21 protein-coding genes and 1 pseudogene are annotated in these 23,286 nt (G+C 62.2%); 14 read left to right on the top strand and 8 right to left on the bottom strand.

Going from position 1 to position 23,286, the window contains the following annotated elements:
- Positions 1 to 101: 101 nt before the first annotated feature.
- A complete protein-coding gene (locus NMG80_RS17960; protein ID WP_254019329.1) occupies positions 102 to 893 on the top strand; it encodes a class I SAM-dependent methyltransferase in 792 nt (263 codons plus the stop codon).
- A 41-nt stretch (positions 894 to 934) separates the two neighbouring features.
- On the opposite strand, the gene NMG80_RS17955 is transcribed toward NMG80_RS17960, so the two are convergent.
- On the bottom strand, positions 935 to 2,389 hold the full coding sequence (locus tag NMG80_RS17955) for a helix-turn-helix domain-containing protein (protein WP_254019328.1): 1,455 nt from the start codon (positions 2,387 to 2,389) through the stop codon (positions 935 to 937).
- A gap of 244 nt (positions 2,390 to 2,633) precedes the next feature.
- On the opposite strand from NMG80_RS17955, the gene aceA reads away from it, so the two are divergent.
- The 4 genes from aceA to NMG80_RS17935 all read left to right on the top strand — a co-directional run bounded on the left by aceA (position 2,634) and on the right by NMG80_RS17935 (position 5,560).
- Positions 2,634 to 3,923: an isocitrate lyase gene (gene aceA / locus NMG80_RS17950; protein WP_254019327.1), complete on the top strand. Its 1,290-nt coding sequence runs from the start codon at positions 2,634 to 2,636 to the stop codon at positions 3,921 to 3,923.
- Between the two features lie 55 nt (positions 3,924 to 3,978).
- Positions 3,979 to 4,221 carry an SMc00767 family acetate metabolism repressor gene (locus NMG80_RS17945; protein WP_077379645.1) on the top strand — a complete coding sequence of 81 codons (243 nt, stop codon included), beginning with the start codon at positions 3,979 to 3,981 and terminating at the stop codon, positions 4,219 to 4,221.
- 279 nt (positions 4,222 to 4,500) lie between these two features.
- A complete protein-coding gene (locus NMG80_RS17940) occupies positions 4,501 to 4,914 on the top strand; it encodes a response regulator (protein WP_254019434.1) in 414 nt (137 codons plus the stop codon).
- Positions 4,915 to 5,116: 202 nt separating this feature from the next.
- On the top strand, positions 5,117 to 5,560 hold the full coding sequence (locus NMG80_RS17935) for a Fur family transcriptional regulator (protein ID WP_254019326.1): 444 nt from the start codon (positions 5,117 to 5,119) through the stop codon (positions 5,558 to 5,560).
- A 10-nt stretch (positions 5,561 to 5,570) separates the two neighbouring features.
- Here the strand turns inward: NMG80_RS17935 and NMG80_RS17930 are convergent, their stop codons facing one another.
- The 5 genes from NMG80_RS17930 to NMG80_RS17910 form a co-directional block, all read right to left on the bottom strand.
- On the bottom strand, positions 5,571 to 6,416 hold the full coding sequence (locus tag NMG80_RS17930) for a metal ABC transporter permease (RefSeq protein ID WP_254019325.1): 846 nt from the start codon (positions 6,414 to 6,416) through the stop codon (positions 5,571 to 5,573).
- Entirely contained in the window at positions 6,413 to 7,270 is an 858-nt protein-coding gene (gene sitC, locus NMG80_RS17925) for an iron/manganese ABC transporter permease subunit SitC (RefSeq protein WP_254019324.1), read from the bottom strand. Before sitC ends, NMG80_RS17930 begins: the two co-directional genes overlap by 4 nt.
- A complete protein-coding gene (locus NMG80_RS17920) occupies positions 7,267 to 8,172 on the bottom strand; it encodes a manganese/iron ABC transporter ATP-binding protein (RefSeq protein WP_254019323.1) in 906 nt (301 codons plus the stop codon). Before NMG80_RS17920 ends, sitC begins: the two co-directional genes overlap by 4 nt.
- Entirely contained in the window at positions 8,169 to 9,050 is an 882-nt protein-coding gene (locus NMG80_RS17915; RefSeq protein ID WP_254019433.1) for a metal ABC transporter substrate-binding protein, read from the bottom strand. The genes NMG80_RS17920 and NMG80_RS17915 overlap by 4 nt, the downstream gene beginning before the upstream one ends.
- Positions 9,051 to 9,348: 298 nt before the next feature.
- Positions 9,349 to 10,065 (bottom strand): HAD family hydrolase, encoded by a 717-nt coding sequence (locus NMG80_RS17910; protein WP_254019322.1) that lies wholly within the window; start codon positions 10,063 to 10,065, stop codon positions 9,349 to 9,351.
- 149 nt (positions 10,066 to 10,214) lie between these two features.
- Here NMG80_RS17910 and NMG80_RS17905 point away from each other — a divergent pair, with 149 nt between their 5' ends.
- The 3 genes from NMG80_RS17905 to NMG80_RS17895 all read left to right on the top strand — a co-directional run bounded on the left by NMG80_RS17905 (position 10,215) and on the right by NMG80_RS17895 (position 14,195).
- On the top strand, positions 10,215 to 11,651 hold the full coding sequence (locus NMG80_RS17905) for a glutamine synthetase family protein (RefSeq protein ID WP_254019321.1): 1,437 nt from the start codon (positions 10,215 to 10,217) through the stop codon (positions 11,649 to 11,651).
- 210 nt (positions 11,652 to 11,861) lie between these two features.
- Positions 11,862 to 13,145 carry an NAD(P)/FAD-dependent oxidoreductase gene (locus NMG80_RS17900; protein WP_254019320.1) on the top strand — a complete coding sequence of 428 codons (1,284 nt, stop codon included), beginning with the start codon at positions 11,862 to 11,864 and terminating at the stop codon, positions 13,143 to 13,145.
- 228 nt (positions 13,146 to 13,373) lie between these two features.
- Positions 13,374 to 14,195 (top strand): SH3 domain-containing protein, encoded by an 822-nt coding sequence (locus NMG80_RS17895; protein ID WP_254019319.1) that lies wholly within the window; start codon positions 13,374 to 13,376, stop codon positions 14,193 to 14,195.
- Positions 14,196 to 14,436: 241 nt separating this feature from the next.
- Here the strand turns inward: NMG80_RS17895 and NMG80_RS17890 are convergent, their stop codons facing one another.
- Positions 14,437 to 15,183: an SDR family oxidoreductase gene (locus tag NMG80_RS17890; RefSeq protein WP_254019318.1), complete on the bottom strand. Its 747-nt coding sequence runs from the start codon at positions 15,181 to 15,183 to the stop codon at positions 14,437 to 14,439.
- A 299-nt stretch (positions 15,184 to 15,482) separates the two neighbouring features.
- Here NMG80_RS17890 and zwf point away from each other — a divergent pair, with 299 nt between their 5' ends.
- From zwf to NMG80_RS17870, 4 genes and pseudogenes are all read left to right on the top strand, one after another.
- Positions 15,483 to 16,952, top strand: a complete 1,470-nt coding sequence (gene zwf, locus NMG80_RS17885) for a glucose-6-phosphate dehydrogenase (RefSeq protein WP_254019317.1) — start codon at positions 15,483 to 15,485, stop codon at positions 16,950 to 16,952.
- A complete protein-coding gene (gene pgl / locus NMG80_RS17880; protein WP_254019316.1) occupies positions 16,934 to 17,653 on the top strand; it encodes a 6-phosphogluconolactonase in 720 nt (239 codons plus the stop codon). The genes zwf and pgl overlap by 19 nt, the downstream gene beginning before the upstream one ends.
- A 71-nt stretch (positions 17,654 to 17,724) precedes the next feature.
- A complete protein-coding gene (edd, locus tag NMG80_RS17875) occupies positions 17,725 to 19,569 on the top strand; it encodes a phosphogluconate dehydratase (protein ID WP_254019315.1) in 1,845 nt (614 codons plus the stop codon).
- 569 nt (positions 19,570 to 20,138) lie between these two features.
- Positions 20,139 to 20,371: pseudogene (locus NMG80_RS17870) on the top strand (hypothetical protein).
- A 231-nt stretch (positions 20,372 to 20,602) separates the two neighbouring features.
- On the opposite strand, the gene NMG80_RS17865 reads toward NMG80_RS17870, so the two are convergent.
- A complete protein-coding gene (locus NMG80_RS17865) occupies positions 20,603 to 21,661 on the bottom strand; it encodes an aminopeptidase (RefSeq protein ID WP_254019314.1) in 1,059 nt (352 codons plus the stop codon).
- Between the two features lie 273 nt (positions 21,662 to 21,934).
- Between NMG80_RS17865 and NMG80_RS17860 the strand changes: the two genes are divergently transcribed.
- A complete protein-coding gene (locus NMG80_RS17860; protein ID WP_077380658.1) occupies positions 21,935 to 22,594 on the top strand; it encodes a L,D-transpeptidase in 660 nt (219 codons plus the stop codon).
- A 10-nt stretch (positions 22,595 to 22,604) separates the two neighbouring features.
- Positions 22,605 to 23,117 carry an OmpA family protein gene (locus NMG80_RS17855; protein ID WP_254019313.1) on the top strand — a complete coding sequence of 171 codons (513 nt, stop codon included), beginning with the start codon at positions 22,605 to 22,607 and terminating at the stop codon, positions 23,115 to 23,117.
- Positions 23,118 to 23,286: the final 169 nt, after the last annotated feature.

Genomic DNA, 23,286 nt, shown 5'->3' with positions numbered 1-23,286 from the left:
TGCGGAGCTGGCAGGGATAGTTTACGATGCGAGGCTGGACGGCTGCTGCGCGACAAGAGACGTCCCGTGACGACGTAGAAATTGTATTTTGAGGCGACCCTATGGATGAGCCATTCTACAAGACAGCGGCGACTGGCTATGACGAGTTGTTCGCCCGCGCAACGAACTCGTTCATTCCATCCTTGCTGAAGGCAGCGCAAATTGCGCCTGCCCATCGGGTGCTCGATGTCGCAACGGGTACAGGAGCAGCAGCGCAAGCTGCAGTGATCGTGGTAGGCCCATCCGGCTCTGTGATTGCCGGCGATATCTCGCCGGCCATGCTCGAAACTGCCAAACGCAATTTGAAAAACCAGCCAATCACCCTCGCAACGTTTGACGCCCACGCGCTCCCTTACGAGGATGGTCGGTTCGATGCGGTGATCTGTCAGCTTGGGCTCATGTTCTTCTCGGACCCGCTTGGAGCTCTTTCGGAGTTTCGTCGGGTTCTGCGCCCCAACGGCTGGACTGCAGTTAGCGTGACGACGACGCCGGAGCGCTCGCTGTTCGCCAGAATAGGCGCGGTAATCGCCCGTTGCGCACCTGAAAAAGCTGAAAAGCTAAATCGCTTCTTCTCCATCCCTGACGCGACATGCTTGCATTCCTTGCTCCACCGCGCCGGGTTTCAAGAGGTTTATGTCCAGCTTGAAACTCGGCCCATCAAATTCTCATCTTTCGACGATTATTTCAGCGGAATCACCAAAGGAGCAACATTGAGCGGTCAGGAGTATGTCCAGCTTCCTCCAGATATGCAGGTCACAGTGCGCGAGGAAGTCTGGCGCGGGCTGGCTTCGCCGAGCGTTGGAGAGCCGCTGACGATTGAGATGGACGTTCTGATAGGCAGCGGTGGGCGATAGAACAATGCGCCGGGCGCAATTTGATGGAAACGCTGTGCCCGTCACTGGAAATCGAACGCGCTTAGTCCGGTCACCATCTCGTCGAGGCCGAGCGGGCGCGTCACCGGCGGCTCGGCGCGGGCGAGGCAGCCGATGCGTTCGCACAGCCGGCAGGCCGGGCCAATCGGCGTAGCCGGACTGGCGCCCTGCCCGGCTTTTGCGTCCGCCGCGGCAGCCGGCCCCGACAGTGCCGCGCCGTAAACGGTCTCGTCACGAAAGCCGATGTCGCAGCCGAGCAGAAGTGCGGTACGGCGCGGACGCTCCGAAAACGAGCCTTGTGGCCCTTCGAGCGTGCGGGCGACGCAGAGGAACTCGGCGCCGTCGGGCATTTCCACCGCCTCGACGAAGATCTGGCCGGGCTGGGTAAAGGCGGCATGCACGGGAAGTTTTGGACAGCCGCCGCCGAAGCGGCTCTGCGGAAATCCCTGGCTGCCAGCCTTGCGGAAGCGGTTGCCGGCATTGTCGACCTCGAGCATGAAGAACGGCACGCCCGACGTGCCCGGCCGCTGCAGCGTGGTCAACCGGTTCGCCGCCTGCTCGAAGGAGACGCCGAAGCGCGAGCGCAGCACGTCGACGTCGTAACGCGCGCGTATCGCGGCTGCGTGAAAGGATTGATAGGGCATCATCAGCGCGTGCGCGGCGTAGCGGCCAAGCTCGAAGCGGGCGAGCCGGCGGGCCTCATCCGTGGTCAGCTTCAGCGCCTGGATCTCGCTTGCGACGGCGACCGTCATGCGAATCAGGCAGGCCTCCATCGCCACCTCGCGCAACTGGTCGAACGGCGACAGGCGCTCGGACAGGAACAGACGCTGCGAATGGCGGTCGTAGCGGCGGCGCCAGTTCGGCATGGTGGCGACCGGCAGCACCTTGACGACGATGCCGTATTCGCGCTTCAGCCAAGCCTTCAGCGCACCGAGCAGATCGTCGCCTGGATCGAGCACCGAGGTGAATGCCTCGGCCTCCGCTTCGAGCGCGGCAAAATGGTTCGGACGGCGCTCGAAAATCTCGTGCACCTCGTCGATCGGCAGGCGGGCGCCGGACAGTGCCGTCGCTTTGCCCTCACGCGCCAGGAGCTCGTTGAGGTCGGAAAGGCGCTCGGCCTGCTCGCGATAAGCGCGAAACAGTTTTATCACCGCGGCGGAAGCGTTGGGCGCCGCCTCGGCAAGCTCGATCAGCTCCTGGTCACCGGGCAATTCGCCGACCAGCAGCGGATCTGAAAACACTTCCTTCAAGGCGGCGACCGAACCCCTCGCCTCGCCCTGCAATTCATGCGGGTCGACCTTGTAGACAGACGCCAGCTTGAGGATCAGCTGAACCGTCAGCGGCCGCTGGTTGCGCTCGATGAGATTGAGGTAGGACGGCGAGATGCCGAGCCCTTCGGCCATCGCCGTCTGGGTCAGGCCCTTGGCGCTGCGGATGCGGCGGATGCGCGGCCCGGCGAAGATCTTCTGATCGGCCACTCGGCTGTCCTTGACAGACTTTACATGACTCCGCGCGGCGCTGCCATGCCGGCCCTTTACAATCATGACAGATTTACAGCGCATGACTGTCAAACGCAACACAGGTTTTCCCTTATTTTCCAGCCAATCCTCTGGTTTTCCTCGCCGGTCTCGCGCCAAAATGTAAATGCTGTCACACCCAAACGACGCAGATATTTTCATGAGGCGGCGTTTCCATCCCAGCAACTATCTGTCGGAGCGACCAATGACTGATTTTTACAACCTCGTCCCCTCGGCGCCAGAAGGCCGCTTCGACGGCATCGAGCGGCCCTACTCGCCGGACGATGTGAAGCGGCTGCGCGGTTCGGTCCAAATCCGGCAGAGCCTCGCCGAAATGGGCGCCAACCGGCTCTGGAAGCTCATCCATGAAGAGGACTTCGTCAACGCGCTTGGCGCCATGTCGGGCAACCAGGCGATGCAGCAGGTCCGTGCCGGGCTGAAGGCGATCTACCTGTCCGGATGGCAGGTTGCGGCCGATGCCAACACCGCCTCCGCCATGTATCCGGACCAGTCGCTTTATCCCGCCAATGCGGCGCCCGAACTGGTCAAGCGCATCAACCGCACCCTGCAGCGCGCCGACCAGATCGAGACCTCGGAAGGCAAGGGGCTTTCGGTCGACACCTGGTTCGCGCCTGTTGTCGCCGATGCCGAAGCCGGCTTCGGCGGACCGCTCAATGCCTTCGAGATCATGAAGGCCTTCATCGAGGCGGGTGCCGCCGGCGTCCATTACGAGGACCAGCTGGCGTCGGAGAAGAAATGCGGCCATCTCGGCGGCAAGGTGCTGATCCCGACCGCGGCACACATCCGCAACCTCAACGCCGCGCGGCTTGCTGCCGACGTCATGGGCACGCCGACGCTGGTCGTGGCGCGCACCGACGCGGAAGCGGCAAAGCTGCTCACCTCCGACATCGACGAGCGCGACCAGCCCTTCGTCGACTATGGCGCCGGCCGTACCGTGGAGGGCTTCTATCAGGTCAGGAACGGCATCGAGCCCTGCATCGCACGGGCCGTCGCCTACGCGCCCTACGCCGACCTGATCTGGTGCGAAACCTCCAAGCCGGATCTGGCGCAGGCCAAAAAGTTCGCCGAGGGCGTGCACAGGCAGCATCCCGGCAAGCTTCTCGCTTATAATTGCTCGCCGTCGTTCAACTGGAAGAAGAACCTCGACGATGCCACGATCGCCAGGTTCCAGAAGGAACTCGGCGCTATGGGCTACAAGTTCCAGTTCATCACGCTGGCCGGTTTTCACCAGCTCAATTTCGGCATGTTCGAGCTCGCCCGCGGCTACAAGACGCGGCAGATGGCGGCTTATTCCGAGTTGCAGGAGGCTGAATTCGCGGCGGAAGCCCACGGCTACACCGCGACCAAGCACCAGCGCGAAGTCGGTACCGGCTATTTCGACGCCGTGTCGATGGCGATCAGCGGTGGCCGGTCTTCGACCACGGCCATGCATGAATCGACCGAGCACGCCCAGTTCAAACCGGCGGCGGAATAGCAGCAACGCAACAAAATAGAGGAACGCCCCAAAGGGGGTATAAAGGAGAAGACCAATGGCATCGATAAGCCGCGTCAAGGAACGGGCGGAAGAACAGGCCACCACCATGACCGTCGACCAGCAGGCGACCATCCGCATGCTGGCCAACGACCTGCACAGGCTCAACCAGTCGGTGATGAAGGCGGTCGAGGCCGGTGTCTCGGTCGAGCTTGTGCGCTCGGCACGGCACCATGGCGGCGACGGCAACTGGGGCGACCTGCTGATCCCGGTGATCGTCACGCAGCGAAGCCTCGGCTGAGCGACATCCGACCAACCCCTGCTGGTGGATCCGGCATCACCTGCGCAGTCCCTGCGCAGGTGATTTGCGCTTGCTCAACCAGTTTGCATACGAAGCCAAAAAAGAACTTGCTTTAAATTTTAACCGTTCTTGCGATATTCTCGATGTCAGCCATTTCAACTTGACATAGGCAGCGATCTGACGGCAATTGTTTCGAAAGTTTCAACCCTGCATTGCAACCGACGAGTGCCCGCCCCGCTGATGCGCCCCTTGAATCGCACTGTAAACCAGCTGAGTTTGATGAGCCGGAATGTAGGCCCCGAAATGCTCGCGGACTTCACCCGCGTCCTCGTCGTCGGAAAATCGCCGGTCAACCGGGTGGTGGTTTCGAAAATCGTCGAACGATCCGGGCTCAAACCGGTCTCGGAATCGCCTGAAACGGCAGCAACGACGCTGCGCTCGCTGATTCCCGGAGCGATCGTCCTCGATGGCGGAGCCGACAACAAGGACTGCGCCGCGCTGATGTCTGGTATCGACGCGCTGCGACGCATCTCGGGCAGGTCGCGTCCCTCGGTGATCCTGCTCTCGACCAAAAGCGGCACACCGGAGAGCCTCGGCCTGCCGAGCGTCGTCGATGCGGTGGTCGTCAAACCGATCACGACCGAACGGCTGCAGCCGGTGATCGACCATTTGATCGGGCTCGGACGCAGCTAGCCGGCATCCGATCCGGCTCACACGCCCTTCCTCGCTTCTTGCGATCGAATCTGGATATCTTATGTCAGTATGTGACCGCCTGACAGCGAACGCCGCCCGATGTCCTTTTGCAATTGCGACGCATCTGGGATAGCACCTTCGAACAAATCGGCAGGCATGTTCCGACTTCGCGACATGGCTGTCGATATTGGCGGATCATGACATGTCCTCAGAACAGACCATCGCCGCGCTTTGCAGGGAACTCGGACTGCGCATCACCGGCCCGCGCCGCGTCATCATGCGCGTTCTATCCGAATCCAGCGACCATCCGGATGTGGTGGAACTCCATCGCCGTGTTGTCGCCATCGAGCCGACGATCTCGCTCGCCACTGTCTATCGCACCGTCAGCCTTCTGCGCGAAAAGGGCATACTGGAGCGGCACACCTTCGGCGATCGGCGCGCCAGATACGAAACCGTTCCCCGCGAGCATCACGATCATCTCATCAACATCGAGACCGGAGATGTCATCGAGTTCCAGTCGGCGGAGATCGAGCGGCTCCAGGAGGAAATCGCTCGACAGCACGGATTCACCATCATCAGCCACAGACTGGAGATCTACGTGAAGCCGATCCAGAGAGCGCGACGCTCTCGTCAGACCAGAGAATGACCGCCAGTTTCTAGCCCTCCCCGCTGATCTCCATTCGGCCGGCTTTGAGGGTGGTGGCTGCGAAGGCAGCGATGAAGGCGGCGGACAGCATGAGAACGATGGTCGGAGCCGGTGCGCTGTCGATGAAGAAGGACAGATAGACGCCGAGAAACGATGCGGCGACCGCGATCGCCACCGACAGGATCAGCATGGCGCTGAACTTCCTTGTCAGCAGGAAGGCGATGGCGCCAGGCGCGATCAGCATGGCGATGGCCATGATGATGCCGACCGCCTTCAGCGCGCCGACGATGGTGAGCGAGATCAGGCAAAGAAGGCCGTAATGGAGCAGGTTGACCCGAAGACCAACCGCGCGAGCCTGAGCCGGGTCGAAGGCGTGCAGCAGGAAGTCGCGCCACTTGATGCCGATGATGCCGGCCGTGATCGCAGCAATGAGCCCGGTTTCGACGATGTCGCGCAGGCCGATGCCAAGAACGTCGCCGAACAATATGTGGTCGAGATGCACGTCGGACTGGATTTTTACGTAGAGCACCAGGCCGAGGCCGAACATGCCGGAGAAGACGATGCCCATTACCGTGTCCTGCTTGATGCGGCTGTTGTCCTTGAGGAAGCCGGTGGCGAGAGCGCAGACCATCCCGGCGGCGAAGGCACCGATCGAATAGGGGAATCCGAGGATGTAAGCGATGACCACGCCGGGAAAGACGGCGTGGCTGATGGCGTCGCCCATCAGCGACCAGCCCTTGAGAACGAGAAAACAGGAGAGCAGCGCCGTCGGCACAGCGACCAGAACCGAAGCAATCAGGGCATTGACCATGAAGCCGAACTGGAAGGGGGCAAGCAGCGTATCGAGGATGCTCATCGGCTGGCCTCCAAGGCCCTCGCCGAGCGGCGGCGGGCTGCCAGCATTCCATGCTTGGGAGCGAAGAAGAAGGCGGCGAGAAAGATCAGCGTCTGCAACACGACGATGATGCCGCCGGTGGCGCCGTCGAGGAAATAGCTGACATAGGCGCCGGTGAAACTCGTCGCCGCGCCGATGACGACCGCGATGACGAGCAGGCGCGGAAAGCGGTCCGTCAAAAGATAGGCGGTTGCGCCGGGGGTCACCACCATGCAGATGACCAAGAAAGCGCCAACGGTCTGAAGCGCGGCGACCGTGGAGGCCGATAGCAGCATGAAGAACATGATCTTGAGCGCGCTCGGGTTGAGGCCGATCGAGCGGGCATGGCTCTCGTCGAAGAAGACCACCATCAGATCCTTCCATTTCACCAGCAGGATGGCGAGCGAGGCGAAGCCTATGATGGCGAGCTGAAGCGTGTCTTCCGGAGTGATGGCCAGGATGTTGCCGAGCACGATCGTCTGGATATTCACCGAGGTCGGCGACAGCGACACCATGAACAAGCCGAGGCCGAAGAAGGAGGAGAAGATCAGGCCGATGATGGCGTCTTCCTTCAGCTTGGTGCGCTGGTTGAGGAAGAGCATCGCCGCAGCGGCGAGCCCGCCGGAGAAGAAGGCGCCGATGGAGAACGGAAGGCCAAGCATATAGGCGCCGGCGACGCCCGGCACGATCGAATGCGAGAGCGCGTCACCGATCAGCGACCAGCCTTTCAGCATCAGATAGCAGGACAGGAAGGCGCAGACACCGCCGACCAGGGCGGACACCCACATGGCGTTGAGCATATATTCGTAGCCGAACGGCTCGAGCAGGACACTCATTCGTCCGGTTCCCGCATCTTGTGCTGCATGGCTCCGTTCTCTCCGTAGAAGACCAGTGGCCGCTCGTCGTCGGTGATGACGGCAAGGCGGCGCTTGTCGTCGTCTTCATGCAGCCCGGCGCCGCCCAGCACGAAATGACGCAAGGCGCCGCCGAACGCCTTTTCCAGATTCGCCTGCGTGAAGGTCTGGCCTGTCGGCCCGTAGGCAAGGACCGTGTTCCGGAGCAGCACGGCACGGTCGCAGAACTCCGGCACGCTACCCAGATTATGCGTCGAGACCAGCATCACTCGGCCTTCGCGCCGGAGTGCGCGCAGCAGTTCGACGATGGCGTCCTCGGTCCTGACGTCGACGCCGGTGAAGGGCTCGTCGAGCAGGATGACGCGCCCGTCCTGCGCCAGCGCCCGAGCGAGGAAGACTCGCTTCCTCTGCCCGCCAGAAAGCTCGCCGATCTGGCGCTTGCGGAAATCGCTCATGCCGACACGCGCAAGCGCTGATGTAACCGCCTCGCGATCGGCCGCCTTCGGAATGCGCATCATGCCCATATGGCCGTAGCGACCCATCATGACGACGTCCTCGACCAGGACTGGAAAGTTCCAGTCGACCTCCTCGGCCTGCGGCACATAGGCGACGACGTTCTTCCTCAGCGCGGCCGCGGCCGGCTGTCCGAGAACAAGAATCTCTCCCTTTGCCAGCCGCACGAAGCCCATGATGGCTTTGAACAGCGTCGACTTGCCCGAGCCGTTGACACCGACGAGCGCCGTGATCGTGCCGGTCGGAATTTCAAAGCTCGCATCCCGCAGCGCCGTGTGGCCGTTGCGATAGGTGACGGTCGCGCCCCGGACGGCGAGACCGCCGCCCGCATCCTCGGGCGCGGCGGCAAGAGGCGGAACGGCTCTGTTCATTGCGACAGCCCTGCGGCGAGGCCTTTCTGAATTGTATCCGATGTCACACGCAGCAGGTCGATATAGGTCGGCACAGGGCCGTCCGCCTCGCTGAGCGAGTCGACGTAGAGCACGCCGCCGTAATGCGCTCCTGTCTCTCGCGCGACCTGCCGGGCCGGCTTGTCCGATACGGTGCTTTCGCTGAAGACGGCGACGATCTTGTTTTCCCGGACGGCGTCGATCACCTTGCGAACCTGCTGCGGTGTACCCTGCTGGTCAGCGTTGATCGGCCACAAATAAAGCTCCTTCAGCTCGAAATCGCGTGCGAGGTAGGAGAAAGCGCCTTCGCTCGACACCAGCCAGCGCCTGTCCTGCGGGATCGAGGCAAGCTTCTCGCGGATCGGCGCGACGGCCGCCTCTATCTTTGCCTTGTAGGCTTCCGCATTGGCCTTGTAGGTCTCGGCATGCGCTGGATCGTGCTCGACGAAGGCGTCGCGGATGTTGTCGACGTAGATCAGCGCGTTTGTCGGCGACATCCAGGCATGCGGATTCGGTTTGCCTGTATAGGGTCCCTCGTCGATGCTCATCGGATTGACGCCCTCGGAGACGATGGCGCCGGGCACGTCGCTGAGGTTCTGGAAGAACTTTTCGAACCAGATTTCGAGGTTGAGCCCGTTCCACAGAATGAGCTGTGCGCCCTGCGCCCGCTGAATGTCGCCCGGCGTCGGCGCGTAATTGTGGATCTCCGCGCCCGGCTTGGTGATCGATTCCACGATCGCTGCGTCGCCCGCCACGTTCTTCGCCATGTCGGCGATGACGGTGAAGGTCGTCACGGCCTTGAATTTTTCCTGCGCTTTGGCTGGGCTTGAAGCCACTGCCGCAGCGAAAACCGCAGCCATCAACCCGACGACAACCAATCGCCCGTATCTCTCGATCATCAAAATCTCCTGTCGCGATTTACTCGCATGGGCAGCGGGCACTGTGACGCCACGCTTGTCGCATATTCTGCAATTGCGACTGATTTGCAAGTAGAAAACGATTTTGCATCGTGGATTGTACAAGAGCCGCGCGATGGAGGGGGCCGCGCGATGGGGTCAGCGACAGCGCGGCTCTTTTGGCGGAGCCGGCAACAAGGATTGCGAAACGCCGGCACCGGTGCGCTGCGGCGCACGTCCGGTTCGACGCCGAGACACGCGATCAGCCGGCTTTCCCGATGCTTTCGACCAGCCCGGGCAGTTCCGAGAGATCGGCAATCTGGCGGAAGCGAGGCGCGGTGACCGGCGGCTCGACATGTTCCAGCACCCAGGTCAGCTCATGCGGCACGTGGATGCCCCAACTGCCGGCCTCGATGGCCGGCACCACGTCCGACTTGAGCGAATTGCCGACCATCATGCTTTTTTCGGCGCCATCACCGTGTCGGCTGAAGATGCTGACGTAAGTGGCGGGGCTCTTGTCGCTGACGATCTCGACGGCATCGAACAGGTCACCAAGGCCCGATTGCGCCAGCTTGCGTTCCTGATCGAAAAGGTCGCCCTTGGTGATCAGCACCAGGCGATAGGTATCCGCCAGTTTTTCAACGGTTTCGCGCGCGTGAGGCAGCGCCTCGATCGGATGGCCAAGCATCTCGCGGCCCGCGGCGAGAATCTCGGCGATGACCGAGGCCGGCGCGCGACCCTCGGTAATCTCGATCGCCGTTTCGATCATCGACAGGGTAAACCCTTTGATGCCGAAGCCGTATACGGCGAGGTTGCGCTTCTCGGCCTCCAGCAGTCTTGCCGAGATGTGCTCCTCCTCGGCATGATCGGCGAGCAGCGCGGCAAAGCGTTTTTCGGTGATGCGGAAGAACTGCTCGTTCTGCCAGAGCGTGTCGTCGGCATCGAAGCCGATCGTGGTCAATTGACGATTGTTCCGCATTCGACGTCTTCAACCGAGGTCATTGAACTTGCGTCGAACCTAAGCTGCTTGCGGCGGTTTTCAACTGGGCAGGCGAACGCAACCGCGCTCCCCTTCCCTTCCATCACCGGCCCCGGCTATACTCCCAAATCCGCAACCCAATCTGGTGAATGATGCCGCCTGCAAAAAAGGAAGTCCGTCCGTCGAGCCGCGGAGGACGTATCCGCACGCCTGCCTTCGTGAAAAATCAACGTGGTGTGAAAAACTGGAAGGAAGTCGGCGCCTGGCTGGCATGGCGCGGCATCGAGGATATCGAATGCATCACGCCCGACCAGGCGGGTGTTGCGCGCGGCAAGATGATGCCGTCGAAGAAATTCACCTCCAACACCTCGCTGGCGCTGCCTTCGGCGGTGTTCATGACGACGATCTCCGGCGGCTACCCGGAGGACGGCAACGGCTTCCACTATCCGGAGGACGACGGCGACCTCAAGCTGATGCCGGACCTTTCGACGCTGACCGTGGTGCCGTGGGAAGAGGACCCGACGGCGGCGGTTATCTGCGATCTCGTCCACCAGGACGGCCGCTCGGTCGAGTTCACGCCGCGCAACGTGCTGAAGCGTGTGCTTGCCGCTTACGACAAGCGCGGGCTGAGGCCGGTGGTGGCGCCCGAGATCGAGTTCTACCTGGTGCGCAAGAATCCCGATCCGGACTACCCGCTGACCCCGCCGGTCGGGCGTTCAGGACGGGCGATCGGCGGTGGCGCCGGCTATTCGATCGCCGGCGTCAACGAGTTCGACGAACTGATCGACGACATCTACCATTTCTCCGAAAGCCAGGGCCTTGAGATCGACACGCTGATCCACGAGGAAGGCGCCGGCCAGCTCGAGATCAATCTGCGCCACGGCGATCCGATCGAACTGGCCGACCAGGTGTTCATGTTCAAGCGCACCATCCGCGAGGCGGCGCTGAAGCATGAGATTTATGCCACCTTCATGGCCAAGCCGATCCAGGGGCAGCCCGGGTCGGCCATGCATATCCACCAATCGATCATCGACAAGAAGACCGGCAGGAACGTCTTTTCTGCCGAGGACGGCTCGGAAACCGAAGCCTTCTTCCATTTCCTCGGCGGCATGCAGAAACATGTGCCGAACGCGCTGGTAATGTTTGCGCCCTACGTCAATTCCTACCGCCGGCTGACGCAGTCGGCTTCGGCGCCGGTCAACAACAAATGGGGCTACGACAACCGCACCACCGCCTTCCGTGTTCCGCGCTCCGACCCGGCAGCCAGGCGGGTCGAGAACCGCATCCCCTCCTCCGACGCCAATCCCTATCTGGCGATGGCCGCATCGCTCGCCTGCGGGCTGATCGGCATGACCAACAAGATCAAGGCCGAACCGCCGGTTCTCACCACCGCCAACGAAGCCGAGATCGACCTGCCGCGCAGCCTACTCGAGGCGGTCGACCTGTTCGAAGCCGACGGGGAACTCTGCGCGCTGCTCGGCAAGTCGTTCGCCGCCACCTATGCGGCGATAAAGCGGGCGGAATTCGAGACCTTCATGGAAGTGATCAGCCCGTGGGAGCGGGAGTATTTGTTGTTGAATGTGTGAGTGGAGAGTGAGTAGTGAGTAGGAATTAGGAATTAGGGGCTTGGACGGTACCGACACTCATCCTGACTTATTTCTCCTCGAACTGCCGTTCACTACTCACTACTCACTACACACTACTCACTACTCACTACTCACTACTTACTACTTACTACTTACTACTTACTACTTACTACTGACTACTGACTACTCACTTTTCTTTCCCGACCGCACATGAAATACCAATCCCCAATCTCCCCCGGCCGCTCCTGGTATGAGGACACGGCCGGTCCACGGCCCGAATACCCGGCGCTCGACGGTGACCTGAAGTGCGACGTCGTCGTCGTTGGCGGCGGCTTCACTGGCCTGTCGGCGGCGGTGCACCTCGCCAAGGCGGGCAGCAAAGTCGTGCTGATCGAAGCGCATCGTTTCGGCGACGGCGCATCGGGCCGCAATGGCGGCCAGCTCGGCACCGGTCAGCGTGCCTGGGCCGAGGAGCTCGAAGCGGAATACGGCTTTTCCCGCGCCAAGGCGCTGTTCGATCTCGCCGAAGAGGCCAAGGCGCATCTCCTCGAATTCGCCGCCGCCAACAAGATCGAGATCGACTACATGCCCGGCCAGATGTCGGTGGCGCACAAGCAGCGCTATGTCGACGACTACAAGGCACATGCCGAGATCATGGCGAACCGCTTCGGCTATCCGCACATCAGCTTCATGGACGCCAAGGAGACGGCGGAGCGGTTGGGCTCGGCGCGCTATTTCGGCGGCACCCGCGACACCGGCACCGGGCACATCCATCCGCTGAAGCTGGTGATCGGCACGGCAAAAGTGGCGGCGCAGGCGGGCGCGCAGCTGTTCGAGCAGACGCCGGCGACCGCCATCGCGTCCGTTGGCGGCAAGGTCAGGGTCACGACGCCGAAAGGCACGATATCCGCCGAGAAATGTCTCGTCGGCGTCAACGCCCATGGCGGCACGCTCGAGCCGATCAGTGCCGCGCACATCATGCCGATCGGCTCCTTCATCGGCGCGACGGTGCCGCTTGGGGATTCAAACGTGCTGCCGGGCGGTGAGGCGGTCGACGATTCCCGCTTCGTCGTGCGCTATTTCCGCAAATCGACGGATGGGCGGCTGCTGTTCGGCGGGCGCGAGATCTACGCGGTCAACGATCCGAAAGACATCCATGTCCACATCCGCCGGCAGATCGCCGAGCTTTACCCTGAACTCAGGGATGTCGAGATCACCCATGGCTGGGGCGGCTATGTCGGCATCACAATGCCGAGAAAACCGTTCGTGCGCGAGGTGATGCCCAATGTGATCTCGGTCGGCGGCTATTCCGGCCACGGCGTCATGCTGTCGAACTTTTTCGGCAAGCTCTATGCCGAAACCGTCGCCTGCAACCGGGACCGGCTGAGGCTGATCGAGGACCTGAAGATTCCGGCCTTTCCCGGGGGCCGGCGCTTCCGCGCGCCTCTGCTGTTTCTTGCGCTCAACTGGTATGCATTGAGGGACCGCATATAACCACAGGTTGCAAAATCCCTTGCAAGTTGCAGAATCGATCGTAAAGGTGCAGAATCCGCCCGGCAAGGGCGCAGTGATGCCACAATCGCCGGCAAAGGATGCCGGTTCTGGGCAGTCGAAGGGGGATTTTGCGGGCCTGCCCGCGTTGGATTGGGACCGATGCCGACCAGATGCCGGTTGCCCGGCACAGGTCGTAAGAACGTTGGCCCGCAAATGGAGGTTGCAAGAGTGAGAGAGCCCTTCAGTTTCGGCGCGCCGGAACGACGGCGCTTTGCGATGCAGTTTGGCTACGACATGCAGCCCAGGTTCTGGCGGCAAATCCGGTCGAACCTGCATCTGGTCATCGCCGCGTTTGGCACAGCAGCGCTGCTTGGCATGGCCGCGGTGGCGCTATGGCTGGCATTGCCGGCCAGCGAGAGACAAGCGGTCGCCAGTCCCGAGCAGATCGTTTCCAGCATTCCGGTGAAAACGACAAGGATCATGCCGGCTGCGGCGTCGAGGGTAGCCGCGGCGCAGCCAGGTGCGAGCAAGGCCGATGCGATTTCGCCGGCGGTGGTTGCAGCCAAGGCCGAGATAGCGGCGCTGGCGCCCAATGACCCTCGCTGGACAGGATCGGGACCGAAGACCGCATCCGGCCAGGTGGCGGGCCAGGCTGAAAAAGCAGACAGGCCGTCTGCTGCGGCGGCATTCGCCGATCCGGCAGCGAAAACCAAAGTGGCAGCATTGATTGCCAAAGTCGCTGCTCCCACCAAGACGGCGACGGACGCTGCGCCAACCGCTGCCATCCCCACCCCGAAGCCGCTGCCGGCCGCGACACAGACGGATGGCACCCAGGCCAAGGTCGAGGCCAAGCAAGCAAGCGCGGCAGACACCGGACGCATCCTCAGGGGCGTCACCATGCGCACCGGTCCAAAGAACAGTGCGGCCGCCATCGTCACCATTCCAGCCAAGACCTCGGTTCAGGTGATGGGCTGCAAGAAATGGTGCCAGATCGTCTACAACGGCAAACGCGGCTGGATCTACAAGAGCTTCGTCAAGACCGGCGCCTAATGCATGTCGCGCAAAAGCATGCCCTCGGGCTTGAGGCGAGGGTGCGCAGCGGTTTTGCGACAACGACATGCATAAAAACAAGAACCTAAAACGCGTCGCATGAGCCCATTCAAACGCGACGCGCTTTAGGATTGGCCTGGCCATTCTTTGACGTTGCCCACGGCTCTTTTGGCTGCCGCAATCAGCCGCCCGGGTGCGAGGGCCGGGCAAGTCGAACTTGAAACCGACAGGGCCGGACGGCTCAGATGCACCGTCCGCCGTCGACCTCCAGCGCCACGCCAGTGACGAAGGCCGCCTCGTCCGAAGCCAGCCAGAGCGCCGCGTTGGCTATGTCGAGCGGCGTCGAAAGCCGGCCAAGCGGTATCGACGCGCGGAATTTCTCGCGGATTTCGGGTGTGTCGGCGCCCATGAATTTTTCCAGCATGCCGGTCTCGCCGGCGACCGGGCACAGGCAGTTGACGCGGATGTTCTTCGGCGCGAGTTCCACCGCCATGGATTTGGTCGCGGTGATCGCCCAGCCCTTCGACGCATTGTACCAGGTGAGGCCTGGCCGCGGCCTGATGCCGGCGGTCGAAGCCGTGGTCAGGATGACGCCGCCGCCTTGTCTATCCATCACCGGCACGACCGCCAGAGCGGCGTGGTAGATCGCCTTCATGTTGACGGCCGTGATCAGATCGAAGGTCGTCTCGTCGACCTCGAGCATATCGCCGTTGCGATGGGTGTAGCCGGCATTGTTGACTATGATGTCGATGCGGCCGAAGGCACTCTTTGCGGCATAGACCATCTCGTCGAACTCGGAACGGGTCGAGACGTCCGTCTGGGTCCAGATCGCCGCCCGGCCGATCTCGTTGGCGACGCGTTCGGCGCCCTTGGCGTTGAGGTCGGCGACAACGACCTTGGCGCCCTCCTCGGCAAAACGCTTGGCCATGCCCTCGCCGAAGCCTGACGCGGCACCGGTGATGATGGCAACTTTGTTTTCCAGGCGCATGGCTTTCTCACTCATGATTGAAGACACGGCAGCCTCCGGCAATGGCCGCCGAAAGATCAGTATACTCTCGATTTCTCCTTTGGCTTTCGCCTCGATCCCACTCTATGCTGCATCTGCGAAGGCCTCCCGGAACCACCTCGCCGACAAGCGTCCGGGTTGCGCCAGTGTCAAGGGCGCACCTCAGAACAATCGGCAATCACCCGATTGGCCCTGAGATGTGACGCTGTGTCACTGGAAAATCTAAATCGATTAGATTATATCAACCGCGATACAGCGAGCGGCGTTAGAGCGGACAGACCATGACCAGTCAGATCATTCCCGTCGACCCTTTCGACTTCATCATTTTCGGCGGCACCGGCGATCTGTCGGAACGCAAGCTTTTGCCGTCGCTATATCACCGCCAGCGCGGCCATCAGTTTTCCGAACCGACGCGCATCATCGGCACCTCGCGCTCGAAAATGACCGACGAGGAATTCCAGGACTTCGCCAGGCAGGCGATTTCCGACCATGTGAAACCGGCCGATATCGACGCCGCGGAGCTGAAGACGTTCCTTGCCCGGCTTTCCTACGTCTCGGCTGACGCGACAACCGGCGCGGGCTTCGACAAATTGAAGAAGGCGATCGGCGACAGCGAATGCATCCGCGCCTTCTATCTGGCGGTTGCGCCGGCGCTGTTCGGCGATATCTCGCATAAGCTGAAGGAGAACGGGCTGATCACGCCGAACTCGCGCATCGTGCTGGAGAAGCCGATCGGGCGCGATCTCGCCTCGGCGCGCGAGCTCAACGATCTGGTCGGCGACGATTTTCATGAAAGCCAGATTTTCCGCATCGATCACTATCTCGGCAAGGAAACGGTGCAGAACCTGATGGCGCTGCGCTTTGCCAATGCGCTCTACGAGCCGCTGTGGAATTCCGCCAATGTCGACCATGTGCAGATCACCGTGGCCGAGACCGTCGGCCTCGAAGACCGCGTCACCTACTACGACAAGGCCGGTGCGCTGCGCGACATGGTGCAGAATCATATGCTGCAGCTTCTCTGCCTCGTTGCCATGGAGGCGCCGTCGTCGATGGACGCCGACGCCGTGCGCGACGAAAAGCTGAAGGTTCTGCGCGGGCTGAAACGCATCAACGGCAACGAAGCCCCCAAGCACACGGTACGCGGCCAATACCGTGCCGGGGCCTCGGCCGGCGGGCCGGTGAAAGGCTATGTCGAGGAGCTCGGCAAGAACAGCAACACCGAGACCTTCGTCGCGCTCAAGGCCGAAATCGGCAACTGGCGCTGGGCGGGCGTGCCGTTTTATCTCAGGACGGGCAAGCGGCTGGCGACGCGCGTCTCGGAGATCGTCATCGAATTCAAGCCAATCCCGCATTCGATCTTCGGCGACAGCGCCGGGCCGATCTCCGCCAACCAGCTGGTCATCCGGCTGCAGCCCGACGAAGGCGTCAAGCAGTTCATCATGATCAAGGATCCGGGGCCGGGCGGCATGCGGCTGCGCCAGATCCCGCTCGATATGAGCTTTGCGCAATCTTTCGACGGCCGCGCCCCCGATGCCTATGAAAGACTGATCATGGACGTCATCCGTGGCAACCAGACGCTGTTCATGCGCCGCGACGAGGTCGAGGCGGCGTGGAAGTGGATCGACCCGATCCAGGACGCATGGGAAAGCGCCAGGCAGGAGGCGCAGGGCTATACCGCCGGCACATGGGGCCCCTCGGCCTCGATTGCGCTGATCGAACGCGACGGGCGGACATGGCACGAGAGCAATTAAGCAGCGCCGCTTACAGCTGGCACGCGTTCGCCGAACGCCAGGACCTGGCGGCAGCACTTGCCGGCCACGTCGCAGGCCGCCTGACCGATGCGATCGCTGAGCGCGGCACGGCATTGCTCGCCGTTTCCGGCGGCACCACGCCGGCGAAATTTTTCGCATCGCTTTCGAGCATCCCGATCGCCTGGAACAAGGTCACGGTGACGCTGGTCGACGAGCGTTGCGTGCCGGTCTCCTCTCCGCGCTCCAACGCCGGGCTGGTCGCCGCCAATCTTTTGCAAAACGCCGCCGCAACCGCACGTTTCGTGCCGCTCTACCAAGAGGCGGAAAGCATCGGGGATATGTGGGAGGCGGCCGATAGCAGGATGTTGCGGTCGCTGCCCTGGCCGCTCGATGTGGTCGTGCTTGGCATGGGAACCGATGGCCATACCGCGTCGTTTTTTCCTGACGCCGACAATCTGGAAAAACTGCTCGACCCGTCCTCGGAAAGGGTCGTATTCCCGGTTCACGCGGCAAGCGCCGGCGAGCCGCGGCTGACGCTTTCGCTGGCGCGGATCGTCAGGGCCGGCTTCCTCGCATTGCACATCGAAGGTGAAGACAAGCGCAAGGCATTCGAAAGCGCGATGGCATCGCAACCGCGAAAACCCATTCGTGCCGTGCTCGACGCAGCCGAGAGGCCCGTAGAGGTTTTCTGGGCACCCTGATTTCAACTTGCCGAGGTCCCGGCAGATCGCCGGACGGTGTTTGCGGGACCTCACCTGAAAGGACCGACGCCATGACCGCGAGACGCGACATCGAAGCCATCACCGAGCGCATCCGCCAGCGCTCCAGGCCGGGCCGCGAAGCCTACCTCGGCCGCATCGCCGAGGCCTCGAGCCGCACCGCCAACCGGGCCGTGCTGTCGTGCGGCAACCTCGCCCATGGCTTTGCCGTGTGCAGCCCTTCGGAAAAGCTGGCACTGGGTGGCGACCGGGTGCCGAACCTCGGCATCATCACCTCCTATAACGACATGCTGTCGGCGCATCAGCCTTTCGAGACTTATCCGGCGCTGATCAAGGACGCGGCGCGCGAAGCCGGCGGCATTGCCCAGGTCGCCGGCGGCGTGCCGGCGATGTGCGACGGCGTCACGCAAGGCCAGCCCGGCATGGAGCTGTCGCTGTTCTCGCGCGATGTGATCGCCATGGCGGCGGCGATCGGCCTGTCGCACAACATGTTCGATGCCGCCGTCTATCTCGGCGTCTGCGACAAGATCGTGCCGGGGCTGGTGATTGCGGCGCTGACCTTCGGCCATCTGCCGGCGGTGTTCATTCCGGCCGGGCCGATGACGACGGGCCTGCCCAATGACGAGAAAGCCAAGGTCCGCCAGCTCTATGCCGAAGGCAAGGCAGGACGGGCCGAGTTGCTCGAGGCCGAGTCCAAATCCTATCACGGGCCGGGAACCTGCACCTTCTACGGCACGGCGAACTCCAACCAGATGCTGATGGAGATCATGGGCCTGCACACGCCGGGCGCCTCCTTCGTCAATCCGGGCACGCCGTTGCGCGACGCGCTGACCCGGGAGGCGACTAAGCGGGCGCTGGCGATCACCGCGCTCGGCAACGCCTACACGCCGGCCGGCCGGATGATCGACGAGCGCTCGATCGTCAACGGCATCGTCGGCCTGCACGCCACCGGCGGATCGACCAATCACACCATCCACCTGATCGCCATGGCGGCCGCAGCCGGCATCGCCATTACCTGGCAGGATATTTCGAATCTTTCGGAAGCCGTGCCGCTGCTGGCGCGGGTCTATCCGAACGGCCTTGCCGACGTGAACCATTTTCACGCAGCCGGCGGGCTCGGCTTCCTGATCCGCGAACTGCTCGACGAGGGCATATTGCACGAGGACGTCCAGACGGTTTGGGGCGAAGGGCTGCGGCCTTATGCGGTCGAGGCCCGGCTCGGCCCCGATGGCGGCGTGGTGCGCGAGGCCTCGCCCCGCAAAAGCGGCGACGAGAAGGTGCTGGCGCCGTTCAAGAAGGCGTTCCAGCCGACGGGGGGATTGAAGATGCTCTCAGGCAATCTCGGCCACGCCGTCATCAAGACATCGGCGGTGAAACCGGAACGGCGCATCATCGAGGCGCCGGCCAAGGTTTTCGACAGCCAGCAAGGGCTCAACGAGGCGTTCAAGGCCGGCACGTTGACCGGCGATTTCATTGCCGTCATCCGCTTCCAGGGGCCAAAAGCCAACGGCATGCCGGAGCTGCACAAGCTGACCACCGTGCTCGGCGTCCTCCAGGATCGCGGCCAGCATGTGGCGCTGGTCACCGACGGGCGCATGTCGGGCGCCAGCGGCAAGGTGCCGGCGGCGATCCATGTGACGCCGGAGGCGGTCGAGGACGGGCCGATCGCCAGGATCCATGACGGCGACATCATCAGGCTCGACGCCGACGCCGGAACGCTGGAAGTGCTGGTGCCGGCCGGCGATTTCGCGCTGCGCCGGGCGGCGGACAGCGATCTTGTCGGCAATGAATTCGGCTTCGGCCGCGAGCTTTTCGCCGGGTTCCGGCAAATGGTCGGCCGTGCCGACCACGGCGCCAGCGCATTCGCAAACAACGCAGCGGAATTCGCACTGCAGTGAAAAAGGGCGGCTCGCGTCCGTCTGACGCTGGCCGTCGATTGCCACGCAATTTTGCCTTTTTGGCCACTATGTTACCTCTAAGTCATTATTGACTCATCTCGTGACCGGTCATTCGTAGCCGATGCAGCGGGGAACGGGATCGAGCGCTTCTGCGTCTTCAGAAACGGCAAAGTCCGACCTTTAGACTAGTCAGCGACTGACATTGGATCGTTTGCCGGAATGCCGCCGTCGAGGAACGAGAAGCCACCGGCTGGGTGTTGATGGCCACATCGGGAGGTGAACCATGGAACCGCGCGCCAAGGAACAGGAGAACCTTTCCCGACTCGAACGGGCCGCGCAACAGACTGCTGATGCGTCGCGGCAGGCAAGCCCGGATACTCGAACGTGTGCGTCCAATCCTCCTCACTCGTTCGTGTCGACATGGTTTGCGATCTCCGACTCAGGCGGAACCTATGATTCACAACCGACCCCAAGGAACACTGTTGCCGCCAATCTAGCCGTCTTATCGGTATCGGCGAAGCCGTTGATCTGTGCTAAGCCGCCGCCCGAATAGCCAAAGGAGTACATCCGTGAGCGAGCCGACCGTGGCCGAGGCGACCGACAGCATCTATGCATCGCTCCAAGCGAACAATGCCGACATCGACGCACATATCGCGGCGCTCAAAGCAGCGCTGACGCGAGAGGGGATAGAACAAGCGGTGTTCGATCCGACCAGGCTGGCGCAGACAACCGTTCGGGCCGCAAACTAATGCAGGCTTATTTTCGGCAGCGCGGCGTGAGCGTGAGGTTTTCGGCCTCGTAGGGGCGCACGCTGAGGTGCCCCGGCCCGCCGGCAATCATTGTGGTCCAGGATCCAGCGGGGAGTTCAGGCAAGTCCGCTTTTGGCTTCTGTAGGCCGACATGCGGCTTCCGGCCCCGCCGACGTCAAAATACCTAGGAAATCGGCCGACAAATGGTCAATTCAATCACCTGCGCCGGCTGCCGAGTACATCAGCGACCGATTCGCCGCTTCTTGCCTTCGGATTTGACCGGCTCAATCGCATGAATCTGCCGCCTTGAGCGCTTCGGCGCGGTCAGATTTGTCTAACGCTCCTATCCGTCGAACCGACGCGAAGAATCGTGGATAGTCGCCCGAACACAAATCGAACAAGCGGAGAAACGTCGCCACCCGATCGCCGTAGACGGAAGTCGCGGCGAGCTTCGCGTTGTTAATCGGAGAATCGAACCAGACATCGTATCCCCGGTATCCACGCCAGCGACTGTCGCGCATCTGTCGGTAGTGCATCCGCAGCCGTTCGATCGCGGCTGTCTTTGCAGCCCGCTTCTGGTCCGAGGTACTGGAGTCGTCATAGACGTGCCTTAGCTCGTCTCGGGTCTGCGACACCAGCGCAAGAAATTGAGCTCTGCGCCTCCGGTCGGCTTCGTAACGGCGCAAACCGGCAGTATCCCCATTCGCGCGCAGCCACTTTCTTACACCGGTTGTTTCGACGGCGACAGCGAACGCTTCGTTGAACGCGGAATCGTCCTGTACGTAGACGCGCTGGTGGGCCAGCTCATGGAACACCAGCCCTGCAAGACCCGCTTCATCTTGGCTGAGCATGGTGCTTAGCAGCGGGTCACTTGACCAGCCAAGCGTGGAATATGCAGTGATGCCCGTCACATAGACGTCCAGGCCCTGTCTCTGAAGCTCGACAGCGGTTTCAACCGCAGACCTTTTGGAGAAGTATCCTCGGTACGGAACGCATCCGAACACCGGAAAGCACCATGTTCGTGGCGTCAGCGAGAATTCCGGCGCGGCGAAAACGGCCCATGTCACGGCGTCCCGACCAATGTTAACATAGCTGCGGTAGCTATTGTTGTCCGGCAGCGCTAGTTCATCTATCGCAAACTGTCGGATGGCGCTCGCCGATGCCATTCGAGCGCGCAATGTCCCAGGGGTTGAAGGATCGTCGATCAGCTCTCCGACATCCTGGCGCGCCGCCATGATCTCCACGTGACCCTTCAAGGATTGTGCGTAGTAGGAAATGCTGGTGCAACCTGCCACGCCGGACACCACAATCATCGCAGCAACCGAACGAAAAAAAGCATGCATCACGGTTTGCCCACGGGATTGCTCACACGTCGGATAGGGCAATGTCGCAACTACGCCCGGTCCCAAACAGTCGCGCCAATTTGGCTAATGTCCTGGAATTGGTTTAGGTTAGACGTTCGTCCTCGGCAAGATTGTCACAATTCGGTCACTCGCCGCCAAATTGCCGAATGTCCGGACACGGCGGACTGAAGCAACGCAGCATTTTCCACTTTGAGGCGAAGTAATTCTCAACTATGGTCCGCCAGGCTTTTTGGCATGGGGGGAATATTGCCGATGGTTTTATCACGCAGGGGTGTCGTGCTCGGCGGCCTGGCGCTGGTCGCGGTGGGTGCAACCAGCAATATTGCTCAAGCCGCGGCGGCAAAATCCTTTTTCGCCGGTACCGCCAGCGACAACAATTTTGTCTATCGCAAGACCAACTTCGCCAAGATCGACAAGAGATGGCATCGCCAGATCGTCAAGTATTTCAGCAGCGAGCCGGTCGGCACCGTCGTGGTCGATACCCGCCACCACTTCCTCTACGTCATCATGGAAAACAAGACCGCCATCCGCTACGGCGTCGGCGTCGGCAAGGACGGCTTCAAATGGTACGGCCGCGCGACGATCGACCGCCGCGCGCTGTGGCCGCAATGGGTCCCGCCCCCCGAAATGCGTAAGCGCAAGCCGGACCTACCGCACATGGTCGCAGGCGGCGCGTCCAACAATCCGCTCGGGCCGCGCGCGCTCTATCTGCACCGCAACGGCGCCGACACCGGCTACCGCCTGCATGGCACGCTGGAGCCATGGAGCATCGGCACCGACGCTTCCAGCGGCTGCATCCGCATGTTCCCGGAAGACATCATCGACCTCTACCAGCGCTGCCCGATCGGTACTGCGGTGCAGGTCCTGCCGCACATCGCCGACCAGGCGCCCGCTTCCACCACTGTCGAATGATTGGCGCCTCATGAACCGCATGATGGAAAACACGCGCCGGCTGCTCGCCGCCGGCCTGCTGGTGCTGGCCGCATCCTGCTCGACCAGGAACACGCTGGCCCCTTCCACGCCCGACATCACCAACACCGAGGTTGCCGGCTTCCAGAACGTGCAGCCGGGCAGCGAGGAGGATTTTATCCTCAATGTCGGCCGCCGCACCTATTTCACGCAAGGTTCGGCCGCGCTCGATTCTGTCGCCAAGGCTACCCTCGACACCCAGATCGCCTGGTTAGCAAAGCATCCGCGCTGGCTGCTCAAGCTGCAGGGTTTCGCCGACGATCCCGGCGCAAGTGAAACGGCGCTGTCGCAGCAGCGCGCCGATGCGGTGATGGACTACCTCGCCGCCGGCGGCATAGACCGCAACCGCATGTGGGCCAAGGGCTACGGCAAGGACAGGCTCGTCCGCGACTGCCCCGACACCGCCTGCAGGTCGCAGAACCGCCGCGTTGTGTCTAATTTGCGCGATGAGAGGGACGAGCCGTAGGGGCTGCTGTTCTGCTTGTGACCCGAAGCAGAGTCTCGCACGCGACGGCGGCATGGCTGCTTTGCGCCGCATCTCAGCCGTAGAGATCGACTTCGCAGCTTCCTGAAAGCAGACCTTGCCGGCGATCACGCTGGAGGTCGTAGTTGCGCCAAAGAACGAACCCGCTCGC

This window comes from Mesorhizobium escarrei (genome assembly GCF_935825525.1).
In the GTDB taxonomy this organism is placed as follows: Bacteria; Pseudomonadota; Alphaproteobacteria; order Rhizobiales; family Rhizobiaceae; genus Mesorhizobium; species Mesorhizobium escarrei.
The sequence above is the reverse complement of the archived record's forward strand: the minus strand, read 5'-3'. Positions and strand labels throughout refer to the sequence as shown.